Genomic DNA, 19,061 nt, shown 5'->3' on the forward strand with positions numbered 1-19,061 from the left:
ATTATCTATAAAGGGTGAAGTTTCCTGTAAAAGTTCTTCCTGATCCATCATTTATATTAACCAAGTACCAGTAATCACCTGAAGGTAAATCAGTCGATTCGTATGTTCCATTCCAAGATTCTCCTAATTTTAATCGAATGATTTCTCTTCCATATCTATCAAAAATTATACTTTCAATATTGGTATAGTTATCCACGTTTTGAGGAGCCCAGTAATCATTAAATCCATTACCATCAGGTGTAAAGAAGTTTGGAATTTCAATTGGATAAAACGTTGTTGGAATTGGGACATTAGCTTCACATCCATTAGCATCATAAACCGAAACATTTTGAATTCCAGTTTGATTAAAGATAAACACATTGTTTGAACCTGTATTTGTTCCATTGAATACATAAGTATAAGGAGGAACTCCACCAGAAGCAATAGCTGTTATTTGATTTAATCCAGTTTCAGTTACTACTAAATCAACAGCATCAATTTGATCTATTGTGAAATTATTACTTGTAGCTACACATCCATTAATGTGTTCAACAGTAGCTATATAAGTTCCTGGAGCTACATCAATAAATGTATTACTAATTTGATAATTATTTCCACCATCAATTGAATATAAAACATCATTTTCATAAATACTATCAACTGTAATTGTAACTGTATTTGTTGATTGATTATTTGTACAGTCATAATCTACAGCAGCAATTGGGTTTAAATCAACAGCTGGATCTAAAGTTTGTGAAATGATTGTTTCACAACCATTTGCATCTTTAACATAAACCGTATAAGTTGCTCCACCAGCTAAATTAAAGTAATCTACAATGTTACTTGATCCAACAGCTTGATAATTATTTGTATTGTTAGAGCTAGCCATATAAGGACCAACTCCACCACTAATAGTTACTTGAATGTATCCAACATTATCACCTAAACAAACATCTTGACCAAAATCAGAAATAATTGCGTTTAAAGCAGTTGGTTCAGTAATTGTAATTATAGGTGTTTCAATTTCACAATTGTTACCATCTTTTACTTTTACAGTATAGGTTCCAGCTGCTAAATTGTTAAATGTATTAGTTGTTCCATAAGTAAATGATGGAGAAATTGCATATTGATATGTTCCGTTTCCTCCATTTCCATTAACTGTTATGCTTCCGGTTGTTGCTGCATTACATAATACATTAACTTGAGTATGAGTTTCTGTTACTGGAATCCAATTAGTAATAGTTATATCAACTGTTTTAACACAACCGTTATTATGTTTTACATATATTGTATGTGTTCCATTAGTTAAGTTAGTATAAACATTATTTGTTTGATAACTTGTTTGATTATCTAATGAGTATTCAACTTGACCAACGTTTATTGCTTCAACATTTACAGTAACTGTGTTATTTTGAAGTATTGTAGTTGTTGTACAATCATAATTAACAGTAGCTGTAGGAGTTAATGTTATTGGGTTTCCTGCTGGTATGTAAATATTTGTTTGACAATCATTTGCATCATGAACATATATTGTATGATCAACAGTGCTATCTAAGTTATTGAATACTAATTGACCTTGAACAAAGTTACCAGGAGTGTCATCATCTAAACTTGTAAAATAGGGTGCAGTTCCACCTACTATACTAATTGTTGCTGTTCCATTATTACTTCCTTCACACAATTCAGGTAAATTTATATCTAATGTTGCTACTAAAGGATCTGGTTCAGTCATTTGAACATTTATTGTTTCAAAACAACCATTAGAATCTTGAACAACTACGGTATACATTCCAACACCTAATCCTATAAAAGTATTTGTATTAAAGAACTGATCTAATTGATTTGTAATTGCATATTGGTAAGGAGGTGTTCCTCCTGTTGGATTAAATGTTATACTTCCATTAGCAGTTCCATTACATGTTGCAGGTGTTACGGTAAAATTTGTAATGTTTAACGCATTATTTGGTTGAGTAATAATTACAGTATTTGAATTTTCTTCACAACCACCATCACTATTCACTGTTACTATGTAACTTCCTGCACCCAATTGATTAAATATATTACTAGTTTGTGGTCCAGTAATAACTGCCATTGTTGTTGCATTTAACAATGTGTAAGTGTAATTTCCTAAACCTCCAGTTGCATTTGCCGTGATAGAAGCATTAGTATCACCATTACATTGAATAGCTGTATTTGATGCATTTATAGCTATCGTTAATGGAGTAATAGGAGTAATAGTTACTGCATTTGTAATTATTGATGTACAATTATTAGCATCAGTAACATAGTATTGATAAGTACCTGGTCCAACAGTAAATGTATTTGTTGAGTTAAAAATTGTTCCATTTGAACTATACATATAAGGAGGTGTTCCTCCAGAAGCTGTAATTACTAATTCAGCATTATTTGGATTATTAACATCACAGTATAATGTACTTTGAACACTTAATGTTGCCTCAATTTGAGTAGGTTCAGTTATTGTAAATGGTAAAGTAGTAAAGTTACAATTCCATCCATCTTCTACATAAATAGTATAGGTACCAGCTCCTAAATTATCAAAGTCATTTCCAATTTGAGGTCCAGAAGTTATACCATTTGCATCAGTTAAAGTATATTGATAACTACCTTGCCCACCAGTTGCAGTTATTGTTACACTTCCATTTGATTCATTATAACATAATAAATTTGCATTTGTAACTACATAAGTTGCATCAATTGGTGTTGGTGCATCAAGTAGTATTGTTTGAGAAATTTCACAAAGATTTATATCTCTGACTGTAACTTCATAAGTACCTTCATTTAAATTAGTAAATGTACTATTTGTTCCAAATGATTGAATAGTAGAACTTGTTGTTATATTTACTAATTGATATTCAAATGTTCCATTTCCACCATTAGCTTGTGCTGTTATAGTTCCTAAACCAGGTATATTACAAGTAACATCAGAAGTTTGTTGAACATCTAAAGTTAATGGGTTTGGAGGTGAATAAATATTTACTACATTAGAAAGTGCTTCACAGAAAGGAGTATCAGTTGCTATAATTTGGACAGAATAGTTTCCACCACCAAGACCTGTTAAAGTCAATGGGTTTGTAGAGGTGTTATTACTTCCTGAAGCTATTATAGTGTTTGTATCATCATAAATGTTGTAATAATAATTTCCAGTATAACCAGTTACAGTTATATCAAATTCACCATTGGTTCCTCCATAACAACTTACAGCATTTGAATTATCTGCTACAACTGTTAGTACTCCTAAAGGATCAATAACATAAGGAGTAGTTAAAGTACTACATCCAGTTAAAGTATCCACAACCTCAAAAACATAAGAGCCCGAAGTCATAAGTGCAAAAGTTGCAGTGTTATTTGTTGTTGGACCCACTATAGCACCATTAGGTAATAATTGATAAGTATATGTTCCAGATCCACCTGTTACAGTAATTAAAACTTCTTCTTCATTACCACATGTTAATGCAATATTTTGAGTTACAGAAACGTCAGTTATTGTCGGCAAAGGATTAATTATTATAGATTCATCTATAGTACAGCCATTATAATCTTTAACTGTAACCGTAATATTTTGAACTGTTCCATTATCAATTATATCAAAAGTGTTTGTATTTTGATAATTTGTTCCATCAATACTGTATAAATAGGGAGCTGTACCTGTTCCTAATCCAACATTTGCAGTTATTGTAACTACACTCACATTGTTATTATTGTTACAAACAAAAGTACCTCCTGTTAAGATTAAGGTTAATGGATTTGGTTCAGTAATATTAATTACTTGTGACGCAAAGCAGTTTTTAGAAGATGTTACGGTTATTGTATAATTTCCACCAGTTAATCCTGTAAAAATAGGAGTGTTTTGTGTAATTGTAGTTGTTCCATCAAATAGTGAATAAGTATAAGGAGTATCAATATTTGTTGGATCTAAAACAATAGAAATACTTCCATCTGAAGCTCCATTACAACTTACATTCTCGTGAGTTGTAGTGAATGAAACAGCTGTTGGTTGTTCTAAAGTTAAAGGAATAGTTATATCACATCCTAAAGTAGCATCTGAAATAATCACATTATAAGACCCAAAACCTAATGTAGAAAATAATCCAGTTGTATTTGGTCCAGCTACATTTGTACCTGCAGCAGTTTGTAATTCAAAAGAATAATTTCCACTTCCGTTTGTTGCAGTAGCTTGAATTTCTCCATCATCATTATCACAACTAGGTTGTGTGGTAATAATAGCACTTCCATTAATTATTGAATCTATAGTAATACTTGTTGAAAACAAACAACCATTACTATCTACCATATCTACAGTGTGAAATCCTGATGAAAGATTACTAACAGTAAAAGTAGATGCGTTTTCAACAAAACCTGCTCCTCCATCTATTGAATAAGCATATGGGGCAACTCCATTAGGTGATCTAGTAATAGTAATCGAAAAACTTCCTTCATTTGCACAAGAATCGTCAACTGTAAGACTGCTAATTGACGGTAAAAGATCTTCACCAACGACTACAGTATTCGTTGCTACAATACAATTATTTGCATCTCTTATGTAAACAACATATGTACCTGCAATAGTAATTGGAATTGTGTTTAGAACAGTTCCTGCAAAAGTTGTAACAGTTGGAGCAGGATCTGTACTCAGAAGAGCTTGGTATTGATAGGGCTGCGTTCCAAACTGTCCTGTTGCTGATATATAACCAGGGTTATTGCAGTTTAAATTACTAATAAAAGTTGCAGTCCCAGCTAATTGATTAGTTGATTGAGTTATTGTAAAGTTTGAAGTCGCAGAGGTACATCCATTAGCAGTTCCTGTTCCATTCTCGGTTAAAAGTATGTAATAAGTTCCAGGACTTAATACACCAAAATTTTGAACCAATACAGCACCTCCAGTTGTTGGACTACTTCCTGTAATTGATGTGCTGATATTAGATTGAGCATGAAATATTTCATAAGACACAGAGGTCGTTGTGACATCATAATTATCAAAAGTGAATGATATACTACCATTTCCACTTCCAGTACATGTTACGTTTTGAACAACAGTTATTGCTGCTGTTAAATTTGAAGGGCTTGGAATAGGTCCATTAGCCGTTTCAAAATAATAGCAATCTGTAATTAAATCATGAACTACAAATGTGTATGTTACACCAGGTACTAATCCAGTAAATGTTGAAGTTTCTGGAGTACCCATATCTGAAGACTGATATGTAGATGTATATGGCAATGTATTGGTTTCTAATATTCCAAATTCATAAGAACCACTACTAACTAATGAAGAAACAGTTACTATAGCAGTCCCACCATTTACACAATCTGCTGTTGCCGTTGATATATCAATATCTAAATCGTCAGGAGGTGAAGCTATTATAATATTACCTTGAACAACAGAGCAACCATTTGAATCAATTACTTCAGCAGTATAAATACCAAAATTTAATACTATGAAGGTATGATCTTCATTAGTTGTTGTTGAATAACTGTCTGAATATCCAAAATTGCTACTTAAGTAATAGGTATAAGGTTGAGTACCACCTGTTACATTTTCAAAAATTACTTCTCCAAATGATGTTCCACCAGGATTGTTACATGTAATTTCTGTTATAGAAATGTCATAAGTAATAGGATCTGGTTCTACTAATGTAATTGAAGATGTTGCAGTACATTGCTTGCTATCTCTAACAGTTATATTATAAACTCCAGCAGTTAAACCTGTAAATATATTTGAATTTTGGAATGTACCACCATTAATACTAAATTGGAAAGGAGGAGTACCTTGACTTGAATTTATATTTACCACAAAAGCACCATTAGTATCACCATTACATATATTTTGCTGTGTTTGAGCAACATTAATAATTTGTGGAGTTGTAATTGGGTTTACTGTTATAGAGTTTGTTGTGAAAGTACAACCAGCAGCATCTGTAATTAAATATTGATAAGTTCCAGCAGCTGAAGTTGAAGTTGTAAAGGAATTTCCAACTACAGTAGTTGATGTTCCAAATCCACCATTATTGAAATTTAATTGATATTGATATGGAGTTGTTCCACCGTTTATATTTACAGTAATTACGGCATTCGGACTTGAACTACAATCCAAGTTTTTTGTCAATGTTGCTTGAGCTAATAAAGTAGGAGTTATTGTTTGAGAAACAGTTGCAATACAACCAAAACTATCTCTAACATTGATAGTATAATTCCCTGGTGTTAAACCATTAAACGTATTACTTGACTGATAAGCACTTCCGTTAATGTTGTATTGATAAGGAGGATTTCCACTTGAAGCAGTTACAATTATAGTTGAGCCTGTTGATGCATTATAACAAATAGTTGAGGAAGGACTTATAACTAATGTTGGAGTTATTGGTGTATTTAATGTTGCAGTATTTGTAACACTACATCCATTTCCATCGGTAACAGTAATAGTATAACTTCCATTTTGTGATAAATTATTAAAAATACCACTACCTTGTGGACCAACTATCGTTGCGTTAGGTTGCGTTAATGTATAAGAATAGGAACCCCAACCACCAGAAGCTGATGCATTAATTGTTCCGTTTGCTATACAAGTAATTGGATTTACTGTGGTATTTAATGTTAAAGGACTACTTGGTCCAGAAACAGTTACACTAACAGTAGCTTGACAGTTTGTAGTACTATCTGTAACGGTTATTGAATAATTACCAATACCTATACTATTTAATGAAATTGAACTATTTGTTTGATTTGTTATTGGTGCAGCACCATTTATACTATATGAATATGAAGTATTAAATCCACTAACATTATATAAAACAGAACCATTTGCATCTCCAAAACAAACAACATTAGACATTAAACTTCCAGTTACATTGATAAAATTTATTGGATTTATAGTAAAGTTTTTTTGATATAAACATCCATTTGAATCAGTTACATTGAATGTATAAGTACCAACTGCTAAGTTGTTAAAACTGGCTACATTTCCAACAGTTGTAGTTGCAGAAATTGCAGAAGGTGAAGTAATTTGAACTACATATGGAGCTGTTCCACCAATTATTGTTGCTGTTACATTACTAGTTAAATTTGGACACGTAACCGCTGAAGCAACAAAAGTAATATCTGTTGGTGGTGTTGGTTGTACAAATGTTATTGGAGAGGTTGTAATTGTACAATTATTAGCATCTCTTATAGTAACAATATAAGTTCCTGCATTTAAATTACTGAATACATTAGAATTTTGAAAAGTAACACCATTAATACTGTATTGATAAGGAGATGTTCCACCAGAAACATTTATAGCTTGAATTGCTCCTAATGTGTTACAAGTTAATTGCTGAACTATCTGTGCTTGACCAAGCAAAGGATTAGGTTCAGTTATGGTAACATCTATTGTGTATTCACAAAGTCTATTTCCTTTTGTAAATGTTACTAAAATTGTATAAGTGTCAGGAACTAAGTTATTAAAAACGTTTGAAGATTGAAATGTTGTACCATTATCAATACTATAATTTACATTGTACCCGTTCGTAGGACCTGTTTGTACAGTAATAGTTCCATTATTTAAACCGTTACAAGTTACATTAGTATGCGTTTCACTTAATGTAACAGGTGGTTCTAAATTTATTGTTACTATATTTGATAATGATGTACAATTATTACTATCAATAACTAAGAATTGATAATCTCCTTGTTCACCGTTTTGTACATCAAAAATTACACTTGTTTGATATTGATAATTTGCTGGATTAACTGGAACACCATTGTAACTATATATAGCATAGTTATATGGTGGTTGCCCTCCATTTGGATTTACTTGAATATTACCTTGATTACATCCGACGTGTTGAGAAACACTAGCAACAAGTTCTAAATCTGAAAGATCTTCAATTGTTACTTGTTCCGTATATGTACATCCATCATCAGTTGTTGCAGTAACAGTATAAGTACCAGGGTTTAAATTAGAAAATAAATGGTCATTATCAATAGAAGGACCAAACGTCGATATTACTGTTGCACCTTGGGATATATTAAAATAATATTGTGGATCAACACCATTGATTTGTACTCGTATGCTACCAAAACCATCATTACAAAGTTTATCAGTAACAATAACATCAACATCTAAAAGTTGTTCTAAGATATTGATGTTAGGATATTCAAAAAGACAACCTCCAGTTACTCCAGATTGTTGAACGTAAACAGTATAAACACCAGCACTAGCTATATTAAAAGTATTTGAAGCTTGAAACGGTCCAGTTGGTGATAAACTAAATTCGTAAGTTGAAGGTATATTATTAATAGTGATAGAACCTTGAGTAGTACAAATTATATTTGAAGTTACTATATCTGGATTTAAAACATTTTGAAAAACATTAAAATAGAATTGCCTAAAACAACCATTTTGATAAGTAAATATTACTTGATATTCTCCTGCTGTTGTAACATTAAAGTTTGGACCAGATCCAACAGTGTTCCATGTACAACCAGGATTATTGTTTGCACAATTGTTGATTCCAACAGGAGGACAACTTCCAGGTACTAATATTTGCCAATCGATACTAACAGCATCATTAACACCAGACTGAATCAATACATTATCATTAATTCCGCACAAAAATATTTTTGGTAATTCCGATCCGTCATTTGGACAAATTTCCACAACATCAGCATAAGGGGTTGCAGGATTTGTATTAATAGCATTATTAAAATCTACAACTGTAATTGTTTGATATATTGAAACACAAGGTGGTGGAATAGATAAATATACAGTGTAAACACCTGTTGCATTAACTGTAATTGTTTGTGTATTACCTATAATATTTCCATTAGAATCTTCCCATTGATATGTATCATAACCATCTGCTGCAGTTAAATCAACAGTATTACCACATAAAACTTCTGTACTTGTAAAAATACAATCATCTATGTTAGCAATAAAATTTGTTGTACCTGGAGTTGGATAATTACAATTGTCATATCCATTAAAACTAGGATTATCAGTAATTATCTGAGGATTTAGTTCACCTGTATAAGAAACAAACGCTTGATTATTGATTAAGTTAGTACAAGCGTCTTTAAAGTCATTACAGTTTGATGGAATTTTTACCTTAATTCTTATAGTATAAGCAGGATCACCTATCTCTACTAAATTATTAGGTATTGTAAATGTAAATTGATTAGTAGCAGGGTTAAAAACATAAGTAACTCCTGGAGGCAAAATAACATCTCCTGGTTGAATGGTTCCATTAGCTGGAAATATTGCATTTATAGGTAAAACATCAGTAATAGTGAAGTTTTGCGCATTATCATTTCCAGTATTTTGAAAGGTTAATGTGTAAAAAATTTCTTGTCCTAATACTAGTGCTTGATTGTTAACATTATTTCCTGCTGTATCTTCAACCTCTTTCAATAAAGGAATTTGTGGTTCAATAATCTCAACATCAAAAGTTGTTAAGAAAATATCATATTTATCTTGACTTGATAATGCCCTTAGAGTGACTCCAGTTTCATTATTTGGTATGACACTATTTGCAGGGTTATTAATATTATTCAAATGCGAGTCCCACCCAAGGGTATTAGAACTATTTGGATTTCTTGCTGTAAAAAAAGCTCCATTTGAAGTAATGGAAGAATTAAAATAATTATTTGTTACTGCAGCTGCTGGAGGTGGAGTGTTGGTTAAAGTTGTAAATCCAGCAACCGAATTGGCTTTAATTCTAAACTGATCACCATTAACTCCTAAATCACCTTCAAGAGTATTTACTCCTAATTTTGCTCTAACAGGAAAAGGTGGAGGAAGTGTAGAAAATCCACTCACAGGAATGTCTAAATTACCTGCATTTGAAGCAATTACTGCATATCCATCAAAGGTAGTTATATTTTTCCCAGGTAAATTAATATTTTCATATACTATTACTAATGTCCAACCTCCAGAAAGTCCACCACTAATTGATGAAGTTTGACCATTGATCTCGTTTCTACTGGCACGAATATTCCCTACAAAATAAGTACCATTCGGATTAGTCAATCCACTAACAAGTGCTGTAACATCTGCAAAACAAGCGTAAGGACTATGAGCAACATTAACTTGATTAGCATTTCCAAAAGCATTATATAAAATTTCATCAGCAGTTATATCTACATAATTTCCACCAGGCACTCTAAACTTTACTTGATTCCAATCATTTTCCCTTCCAGATGATGATACATTTACTAAATTATATTTATAAGTTGCAGCCCAATATAATCCAGCATGTACAATTTTTGAACAAGAAGCATCTGGAATAGTTAAATTAGCACTACTTGAATTGAAGGTTTGAGTTGAACCGTCAATGTCAATATATTGCATATCTAAATTGTCATTTGCCTCTGTACCATTATAAGATGTATTAGCAGAAGTATTATTTGTCTTTCTATTAAGAATATTATTAGAAATCATAGTTAAATCTCCTCTTACTGTTGTTTGAAAACGAACATCAAAAGAATTTTTAATCTGAGCTGAAGAAGTTATTGTTCCTAATAGTAGGATGAGAACAACAACAATTTTTTGAGATATAGTAATTTTTCTCATAGGTTAAAGTATTGGTAAAATCCACATAGTTTCGGGGTACTTATTGTTGAATTTTGTTTGATATGCTTTTTTAGCTGCTTCATAACTATCAAATCGTTCAACATAAACATAGTTCCATTGATTGCCTGATGTTTTAAATGAACCACTTTTGTTCAGCCCTTTTTTCTTTAGGTCACTGATATATTTTGTGGCTTTATTTTTCTCTTTATAAATCGTAGCGATGACATAATATCCCTTTTTAATCCCACTATTTTTCTCTGGAAGTAATAAGTAATTTATATTATCATTCTCTACATTTAGTACAAATTCCTCTAATTTTTTAACGGTTGCAGAGTTAGTTTCTACAATTGTTTGGTTGTAAATATTTTGTTTAAATCGATCTATTTCTTCTTGCTCTAATGTTTGATTTTTCAGTCGTTCTGCTTCAGCTTCTTTATCAACTTTAGGTTTTTTTGAATAGGCTGTAAACTCTTCATTACTATCTAAAGTAAGCGCTAAAAATATTTCATGAGTCGCTCCTAAATTGGTAATCTCTTTTCCTAATCCTTTTTCATAATTATAACCAATGGCAATTTTTTGAGAAATATTAATTCCCAATCCACCTGAAACACCATAATAATCACTATATGAAGCTTGTGCCCAACCAGCTCGTGGAACATTATATAAAATCCCAGCTGAATAATCTAAATCTTCCATAGCAATGTATTTTCCTCTTGCCAAAAATGTCAAACTACTATTTTCAAATAAGTTGCTGGCACTTTCTAGAGAATGTATGTACGACAAATGACTTGATATAGTTTTTTCTCCAAATTTTGTCTGCATTTCGCTTGTCTTAAAATTATAATCCACTAAATTATCACCATACACTCCAAAATTGAATTTCCCAAACTGAAGTGATAATCCAGGATTTAACATCAATATACTTGTATTATCATATTGTTCTAAATATGGATCAGCTTCACCGGTAATGATTTTTCCTCTGTTTAAACCTGAGTTAAAAAACACAACATTAAACCCAAAAGACAATATAGTTTCATCATTCAAACGAACTCCTCTTGCATAATTGGCAATTCCTCCAAAACTCTTCCAAACACCAACTTCTTGTTGATAAATTCCTAAACCATAACCGCTATTTTCATAATTATTTCCTGAATAATTTATCATATAGGTTTTTGGAGATTCATCATAATCAAACCATTGATTTCTGTGATAAGCAACATATTCTGACTTATAACTATTAAATATTGAAAGGGTTGGATTAACTAAATTTCTATTAAAACGCATAAATGTCTGTGATGGCATTACAAACTCATCGCTGGTATCAGTTTGAGCATTTGTAATCACACAGCTTAAAATAAGCCCTATAATAAAAAGAAGTTTGTGTCTAATCATTCTTATTGTATTACTGATATCATTCCTTTTTGTAAGGTGGAATTATTCTTTAAAATTTTATAATAGAAAATCTTGTTGCTCTTTGCAATAGGTTCTAATGGCCAATTGTTTTGATAATCACTAGTTCTAAAAACGACTTGTTGGTTGGAAGAAAAAATCACAATTTCTATATCATTTTGATAAGCATATTCTTCCGTAATTATCCACGTATCATTTCTTCCGTCATTGTTTGGAGTAATGGTATTTGGAATGACCGCACTAAACATCTTTGGTTGTAATAAAACAGTAAAATCTTTAATAATTTCACAACCGTTAATTTGTGCAATTAACTGAATAATACTTTCTTGACTAATATTTATTTCATTTGTTGAACTTTCCAAAACACCATCATTATACCATTCATAAGAATCTGCTCCTGAAGCAGTAATGGTTATTTCTTCCCCTTCATTAATAAAAATTTCGTCATCATAATTTGTTACTAAAATAGTTTCATCAATAGTCTCAACAGGTATCAAGTTTGAACTTAATTCACATCCTAAAAACGAGATTGTCAAATAATAATCACCTTCTTCTGTAGCATCATAAGTTGTATTTGTTCCTAAGACAGTTGAGTTACCATTTTTAAACCATTGATATGTAAATATTGAATTTGTAAGAGAAGAAGTAATTGTAACTTCTGTATTTGTATTACATAAAATACCATCTGTTGATAAACTAATTGTTTCATCAATTTTTAATCGAACAGCTAAATTATTGGAAGAAACTGTTTGTCCGTCCGTAAATTTTGCCTCAGCATGATAAGTATCACTATTAACATAATTAGATACAGTATAACTAGAGGAGATAGCCCCAGGAATTAAAGTATTATTTTTAAACCAAGCATAAGAAACACCAATGTTTGTAGGTACTGAGTTTGTTCCTAAACTTGAAATCGATTCAAATGAAGCTATAGTTAGTGTTTCCGAAGTTTTATCACAATCTTCATAATCAGCACTATGAATTATACTTAAATTGTATGATGTTGGTGCTGTTACTTGTGTAGAAACTTCTTTCTCAATCACACAGCCCGTATTTTGTTTTACAACTACTTTATAATTTCCAGTTTGATTTATAGACAATGTACTGGCTGTTTGACCTGTAAGCAGTAAGTTATTTCTATACCAAGTATATGTTGGGTTTACAGCATTTGTACTACAAGTTAATATTTTGGTCTGACCTGGTAATAGGTTTATTTCAGTTCCCGAATCTAATGAAAGAGTAAAGGTGTTTTCAGTCAACACCAATACATTTGAATTAATAATGCACTCTGTATTTGATGCTACTAAAGAATAACTACCTTCCTGAGTGGCAGTATAAGTAGCATTCGTTGCTCCAGCAATTAGAACATTGTTTCTATACCATTGGTATGTGTAACCTGAACTAGCAATCATACTTGAAAGTAATAAACCTGTTGAAGGGCAGAAAGTTGTTGCATTTCCCTGTGAACTAATAGTTAAAATTTCTGCAGGTGTAACACTTATTGAAACCACATTAGAATACGCATTCAAATTACATGTTCCATAATCTACACGAACATAATAATTTCCAGCTTCTGTTATGGGTAAACTTGATGAGGTTTGACCAGAAATGACTGTATTATTTTTATACCATTTATAAGTTAATTGAGAAAAGTTTAAAGGACTATTTGGCCCACTATCAATAGTTAAGTTAAAGTTTGAAGAACTACAAATAGCTTGTGTTGAAACATTATTGTTAATAGTAAAAGGTTGATTATAAACCGCGTAATTTGCTGCAAAAGCAACACTAGAAGGACTTGTACTTACTGGAGACGAACTCTTAATTCGAATCCTATAATTGGTTCCGTTTACATTTGTTGGAAAAGGAAATGAAACACTCACTGGTGAAACCATTTCGGTTGTTGTTGTTAAAACAGTTGGGGAAGTAAAACTACCTGAGGCATTTGATAACTCAACAGAAAAAACATTTCCAGAACCTAAGTTTGAGGCTGGAGAAAATGAAAAACTAAGATTGTAATTGTTAAAAGTTGTTGAAGCACATACTTGAGAAAAGCCTAAAGTAGGTGTGTTTATTGTAATTTGTGCAGAAGCAAAAATCCAACTTATTAACAAGGCTATTGTTAAAAAAACTCTTTTGTTCAACAAAGCTAACGGGGCTATTAACTTTTGTAACATATTGATTTTTAATTTAATATAAGTGTCCTTAATATCACACCCACAAATATATAAAATATTATCAACAACCAAGTATTTTTTATAAACAAATAGTGTTAATAACCAATAAAATCGATTAAAACACCCTTTTTTGCGGTGAAACCACACTTCCTACAATGTTAAACCGTATCAAAGTAATATTATATGTAAATTCAATTTTTAGCCTTGATAATTTTAGCTATTTTTGCTAAAAATATACTGAAAATGTCAGAACAAAAATCATTAAACTTCATTGAACAAATAATAAACGAAGATCTTAAAAACGGTTTATCTAATGATAAATTGCGTTTTCGTTTTCCTCCAGAACCTAATGGTTATTTGCATATTGGTCACGCAAGTTCTATATGTCTAAATTTTGGGTTAGGATTAGATTATAATGCTCCTGTTAACCTTCGTTTTGATGACACAAATCCTGCTAAAGAAGAGCAAGAATTTGTTGATGCTATTAAAAGAGATGTAGAATGGCTTGGTTTTCAATGGGATAAAGAATGTTATGCTTCCGATTATTTTCAACAATTATATGATTGGACTATTGATATAATAAAAAACGGAAAAGCCTATGTTGATAGTCAGTCTTCTGAAGATATGGCAAAACAAAAAGGAACTCCAACGCAATTTGGAACAGATTCTCCATTCAGAAATCGTTCTGTTGAAGAGAATTTAGATTTGTTTGAACGTATGAAAAACGGTGAATTTCCAGAAGGAACTCACGTTTTACGTGCAAAAATAAGCATGAATGCAACCAATATGTTAATGCGTGATCCTATTATTTATAGAATTTTACATAAACATCATCACAGAACAGGAAACAAATGGTGTATTTATCCTATGTATGATTGGGCTCATGGTGAAAGTGATTATATCGAACAAGTTTCGCATTCATTCTGTACTTTAGAATTTTTACCTCATAGAGAATTATATGATTGGTTCTTAAATCAGATCTATGATGAAACTAAAGTAAGACCTAAACAACGTGAATTTGCTAGAAGAAATTTATCACACACAGTAGTAAGTAAACGAAAACTAGCTCAATTAGTCAATGAAAATCATGTAGCAGGTTGGGATGATCCAAGAATGTCAACCATCTCTGGAATGAGAAGACGTGGCTACACGGCAGCAGCAATAAGAAATTTTGCAAACGCCATAGGAATTGCCAAACGCGATAACCTTATAGATGTTTCATTATTAGAGTTTTACGTTCGTGAAGACTTAAACAAAATTGCTCCAAGAGTAATGGCTGTTTTAAACCCTGTAAAGTTGGTTATTACTAATTATCCGGAAGATAAAGAAGAATGGTTAGAAGCAGAAAACAATCCAGAAGAGGAAGTTTTGACTTACAGAAAAGTGCCGTTTTCTAAAGAACTTTACATAGAAAGAGAAGATTTTCAAGAAGAAGCTCATAAGAAATTTTTCCGTTTGACATTAGGAACAGAGGTTCGTCTTAAAAACGCTTATATCATTAAAGGTGAATCAGTTGTAAAAGATGCTGATGGAAATATTACAGAAATTCACTGTACTTATGATGAAGATTCAAGATCAGGAAGTGGTTCAGAAGCTAGTCAAAGAAAAGTAAAAGGAACGATTCATTGGGTTTCTACAAAACATGCTGTAGAAGCTGAAGTTAGAGTGTACGATAGATTGTTTACACACGAAAACCCTGATGGAGATAAAGAAGTAGATTTTAAAGAATACATTAATCCAAATTCATTAGAAATTATCACAGGTTATGTTGAACCTTCTTTAGTAAATGCCAAAGAATTAGAACATTACCAATTTCAACGTTTAGGATATTTTTGTGTAGACAGAGATTCTTCAGCTGATAAATTAGTTTTTAATAAAACGGTTGGATTAAGAGATACTTGGGCAAAAATTAGTAATCAGTAACATTTCCGTGAAAACGGAAATCTTTTCAAAATATTGAAAATTTAATTTATTCTGAACTTGATTCAGAATCTTATAAAAACTTCCAAATTCTAAATTTTAGGGTTTGGAATTTTTTATTTATAAGATTTTGTTATTTTTAAGCAACACATCAATAGTTTTTACTAATAATAATTTAAATCTATTATTTTTTTATTTTCGATAGTTAAAACATTTAAAAAACGGCCTTCATAACTTGATTTTAAGCAATTTTTAAAAGTTGTTAATATACTTTTATAGTTGTTGATGAAATGTTTCTACAGTGCTTTTTATTTGCGTTTTCATGCTAAAAATCACTCAAATTTTGAATTCTAGTTAAATTCTTATCATTTTAGAGAAATTTATATTTTCAAAATGAAAAAAGACCACTTTTTTTCAAAAGTAGCCTTTTTTAGAATTTGGAATTTTTAGTTTGGAATTTCTAAAAATTATTCTTCATTTTCAGAACCATCATCATTCTGTTTTTTTCTCTTATTTGAATTTGCTTTTTTCATAGCTTCACCAACTTGATTACTTGCCGTAAAACTCGCAACCATGTTATTTAGCATTTCACTTCCAGCTTGTGGTGAATTTGGTAATAAGATTAAATTACTATTGGTATCAGCACCAATTGCTTGTAAAGTGTCATAATGTTGTGTTACAACAATCAACGCAGAAGCTTCTTGCGAATTAATTCCAACTCTGTTCAAAACATCTACAGATTCTACCAATCCACGTGCAATTTCTCTACGTTGGTCAGCAATACCTTGACCTTGAAGTCTTTTACTTTCTGCTTCAGCTTTTGCTTTTGCTACAATTCTAATTCTTCCTGCTTCCGCTTCATATTCAGCAGCTGTTTTTTCTCTATCAGCAGCATTAATTCGGTTCATCGCATTCTTAACTTGAATATCTGGATCAATATCTGTAATCAACGTATTGATAATATCATATCCATAACCTGACATTGCTCCGTTTAATTCTCTTTTTACAGCAATTGCCACATCGTCTTTTCTTTCGAAAACATCATCCAAAATTAATTTAGGAACTTCAGCACGAACCACATCAAATACATAAGAAGTAATTTGATCATGAGGATACTCTAATTTATAAAAAGCATCATAAACACTTTCTTGCAACACTTTAAACTGAACCGAAACTTTTAGTTTTACGAATACGTTATCTTTTGTTTTAGTTTCAATAATTACATCTAATTGTTGAATACGAAGATTAACTCTTCCGGCAACTCTATCAATAATTGGAATTTTTAATTGCAGTCCAGATGAGCGAGTGCTAGCATATCTTCCAAAACGTTCGATAATAGCTGCGGTTTGTTGTTTTACTGTAAAAAAGGAAGAAAATAAAACGATTAATCCTAAAAACACGAAAATGTAGAAAAATGGCATAGTTTAATTTTTAAATTGGTTATGTTAATTATACGCGTAAAGTTGTGAAAAGTTACAAAAAAAAAATCCCGAAACTTTCGGGATTAACTTTTTTATAAGGTTTGTATCGCTTTTTCAATACGTTTTATACTTTCTTCTTTTCCAATCATTTCAATGATATCAAATAAATGTGGTCCTTTTAAAGCTCCAACTAAACTCAATCGTAAAGGTTGCATCACTTTTCCCATTCCAATTTCATTGGCTGTCATCCATTCTTTTAATAAAGTTTCAATGTTTTGAGAAGTAAAGTCTTCAATGTTATTCAATTCAACAATCACTTTTTGCATTAAATCAGGAGTTTCTTCTTTCCAATTTTTTGATGCTTTTTCATCATAAGAAGTTGGTGCTTCAAAGAAATAATCTGATAAATCCCATAGTTCATTCACGAAATTAGCTCTTTCTTTTACTAATCCAACAACTCTTTCCAAATCTAAAGATGTTTCAATTCCTCTATTTTCTATGTCTTTTGAAAAACTTATAGCTAATGCCTTATCACTTTTGCCTATTAAATACTGATGATTAAACCATTTATTTTTCTCTGGATCAAACTTTGCTCCTGCTTTGTGAATTCTGTTTAAATCAAAAGCTTCAACTAATTCTTCTAATGAAAATAATTCTTTATCTGTTCCATCATTCCAACCTAATAAAGCTAAAAAGTTAATAACAGCTTCAGGAAAAAATCCTTGTTCTCTATAACCCATTGAAGTTCCTTCTGCCGTTTTCCAAGCTAGTGGAAATACTGGAAATCCTAATTTGTCACCATCACGTTTGCTTAATTTTCCGTTTCCGACTGGTTTTAAAATCAAAGGTAAATGTGCAAATTCTGGGGCTTGCCAACCAAAGGCTCTGTATAACAAACTGTGTAAAGGCAAACTTGGCAACCATTCTTCACCACGAATTACATGAGAAGTTTCCATCAAATGATCATCCACAATATTGGCTAAATGATACGTTGGCATTCCATCACTTTTAAACAATACTTTATCATCTAATAAATTCGTATCAAACTTAATATCACCACGAATGATGTCTTTCAATTCTAGAATTTCATTCACTGGAGTTTTAAAACGAATCACATAAGCATCACCATTGGCTATTCTTTGAGCTGTTTCTTCTTTAGAAATCACTAAAGAAGTATCTAATTTTTCACGATTATGCCAATTGTAAATGAATGTTTTTCCTTCAGCTTCGTGTTGTTTTCTGTGAGCATCCAATGATTCAGCTGTGTCAAAAGCATAATATGCCCAACCGTTTTCAATCAATTGATCAGCATATTTTTTGTAAATATCTTTTCGTTCACTTTGACGATAAGGTCCAAATTTTTCATTTTTTCCAACAGTTTCATCTGGAGAGATTCCCAACCATTCTAAAGCTTCCAATATATATTCTTCAGCACCTTCTACAAATCTGGTTTGGTCAGTGTCTTCTACTCTTAAATAGAATGTTCCGTTATTTTTTTTCGCAAATAAATAATTAAATAAAGCGGTTCTTACACCACCAATATGCAATCCTCCTGTTGGACTTGGAGCAAATCGTACTCTAACTGGTTTTGACATT

Annotated in this window: 6 protein-coding genes; 1 reads left to right on the top strand and 5 read right to left on the bottom strand. The window is 31.4% G+C overall.

The features are described from left to right. Position 1: 1 nt before the first annotated feature. The 3 genes from AABJ49_RS03580 to AABJ49_RS03590 are packed head-to-tail and all read right to left on the bottom strand — an operon-like array spanning position 2 to position 14,124. Positions 2–10,540, bottom strand: a complete 10,539-nt coding sequence (locus AABJ49_RS03580; RefSeq protein ID WP_338376144.1) for a T9SS type B sorting domain-containing protein — start codon at positions 10,538–10,540, stop codon at positions 2–4. A gap of 3 nt (positions 10,541–10,543) precedes the next feature. Beyond that, positions 10,544–11,932 carry a PorP/SprF family type IX secretion system membrane protein gene (locus tag AABJ49_RS03585; RefSeq protein WP_338376145.1) on the bottom strand — a complete coding sequence of 463 codons (1,389 nt, stop codon included), beginning with the start codon at positions 11,930–11,932 and terminating at the stop codon, positions 10,544–10,546. 2 nt (positions 11,933–11,934) lie between these two features. Continuing rightward, a complete protein-coding gene (locus AABJ49_RS03590; RefSeq protein WP_338376146.1) occupies positions 11,935–14,124 on the bottom strand; it encodes a gliding motility-associated C-terminal domain-containing protein in 2,190 nt (729 codons plus the stop codon). Positions 14,125–14,367: 243 nt separating this feature from the next. Here AABJ49_RS03590 and AABJ49_RS03595 point away from each other — a divergent pair, with 243 nt between their 5' ends. Continuing rightward, complete coding sequence (locus AABJ49_RS03595) at positions 14,368–16,047, top strand: glutamine--tRNA ligase/YqeY domain fusion protein (RefSeq protein WP_338376147.1); 1,680 nt, start codon at positions 14,368–14,370, stop codon at positions 16,045–16,047. Positions 16,048–16,511: 464 nt separating this feature from the next. Here AABJ49_RS03595 and AABJ49_RS03600 read toward each other — a convergent pair whose 3' ends face one another. Both AABJ49_RS03600 and gltX read right to left on the bottom strand, forming a co-directional pair. After that, a complete protein-coding gene (locus AABJ49_RS03600) occupies positions 16,512–17,465 on the bottom strand; it encodes an SPFH domain-containing protein (RefSeq protein WP_338376148.1) in 954 nt (317 codons plus the stop codon). Positions 17,466–17,557: 92 nt separating this feature from the next. After that, a complete protein-coding gene (gene gltX, locus AABJ49_RS03605) occupies positions 17,558–19,060 on the bottom strand; it encodes a glutamate--tRNA ligase (RefSeq protein ID WP_338376149.1) in 1,503 nt (500 codons plus the stop codon). Between the last annotated feature and the right edge of the window lies 1 nt (position 19,061).

Origin of the sequence: uncultured Flavobacterium sp., from assembly GCF_963922255.1 — a bacterium.
Taxonomy (GTDB): Bacteria; Bacteroidota; Bacteroidia; order Flavobacteriales; family Flavobacteriaceae; genus Flavobacterium.

What these genes read in the sequence shown, in the direction of transcription:
- AABJ49_RS03585 (WP_338376145.1), bottom strand. Translation starts at nt 11,932, where the DNA reads ATGATTAGACACAAACTTCTTTTTATTATAGGGCTTATTTTAAGCTGT.
- AABJ49_RS03600 (WP_338376148.1), bottom strand. Translation starts at nt 17,465, where the DNA reads ATGCCATTTTTCTACATTTTCGTGTTTTTAGGATTAATCGTTTTATTT.
- AABJ49_RS03595 (WP_338376147.1), top strand. Translation starts at nt 14,368, where the DNA reads ATGTCAGAACAAAAATCATTAAACTTCATTGAACAAATAATAAACGAA.
- AABJ49_RS03580 (WP_338376144.1), bottom strand. Translation starts at nt 10,540, where the DNA reads ATGAGAAAAATTACTATATCTCAAAAAATTGTTGTTGTTCTCATCCTA.
- gltX (WP_338376149.1), bottom strand. Translation starts at nt 19,060, where the DNA reads ATGTCAAAACCAGTTAGAGTACGATTTGCTCCAAGTCCAACAGGAGGA.
- AABJ49_RS03590 (WP_338376146.1), bottom strand. Translation starts at nt 14,124, where the DNA reads ATGTTACAAAAGTTAATAGCCCCGTTAGCTTTGTTGAACAAAAGAGTT.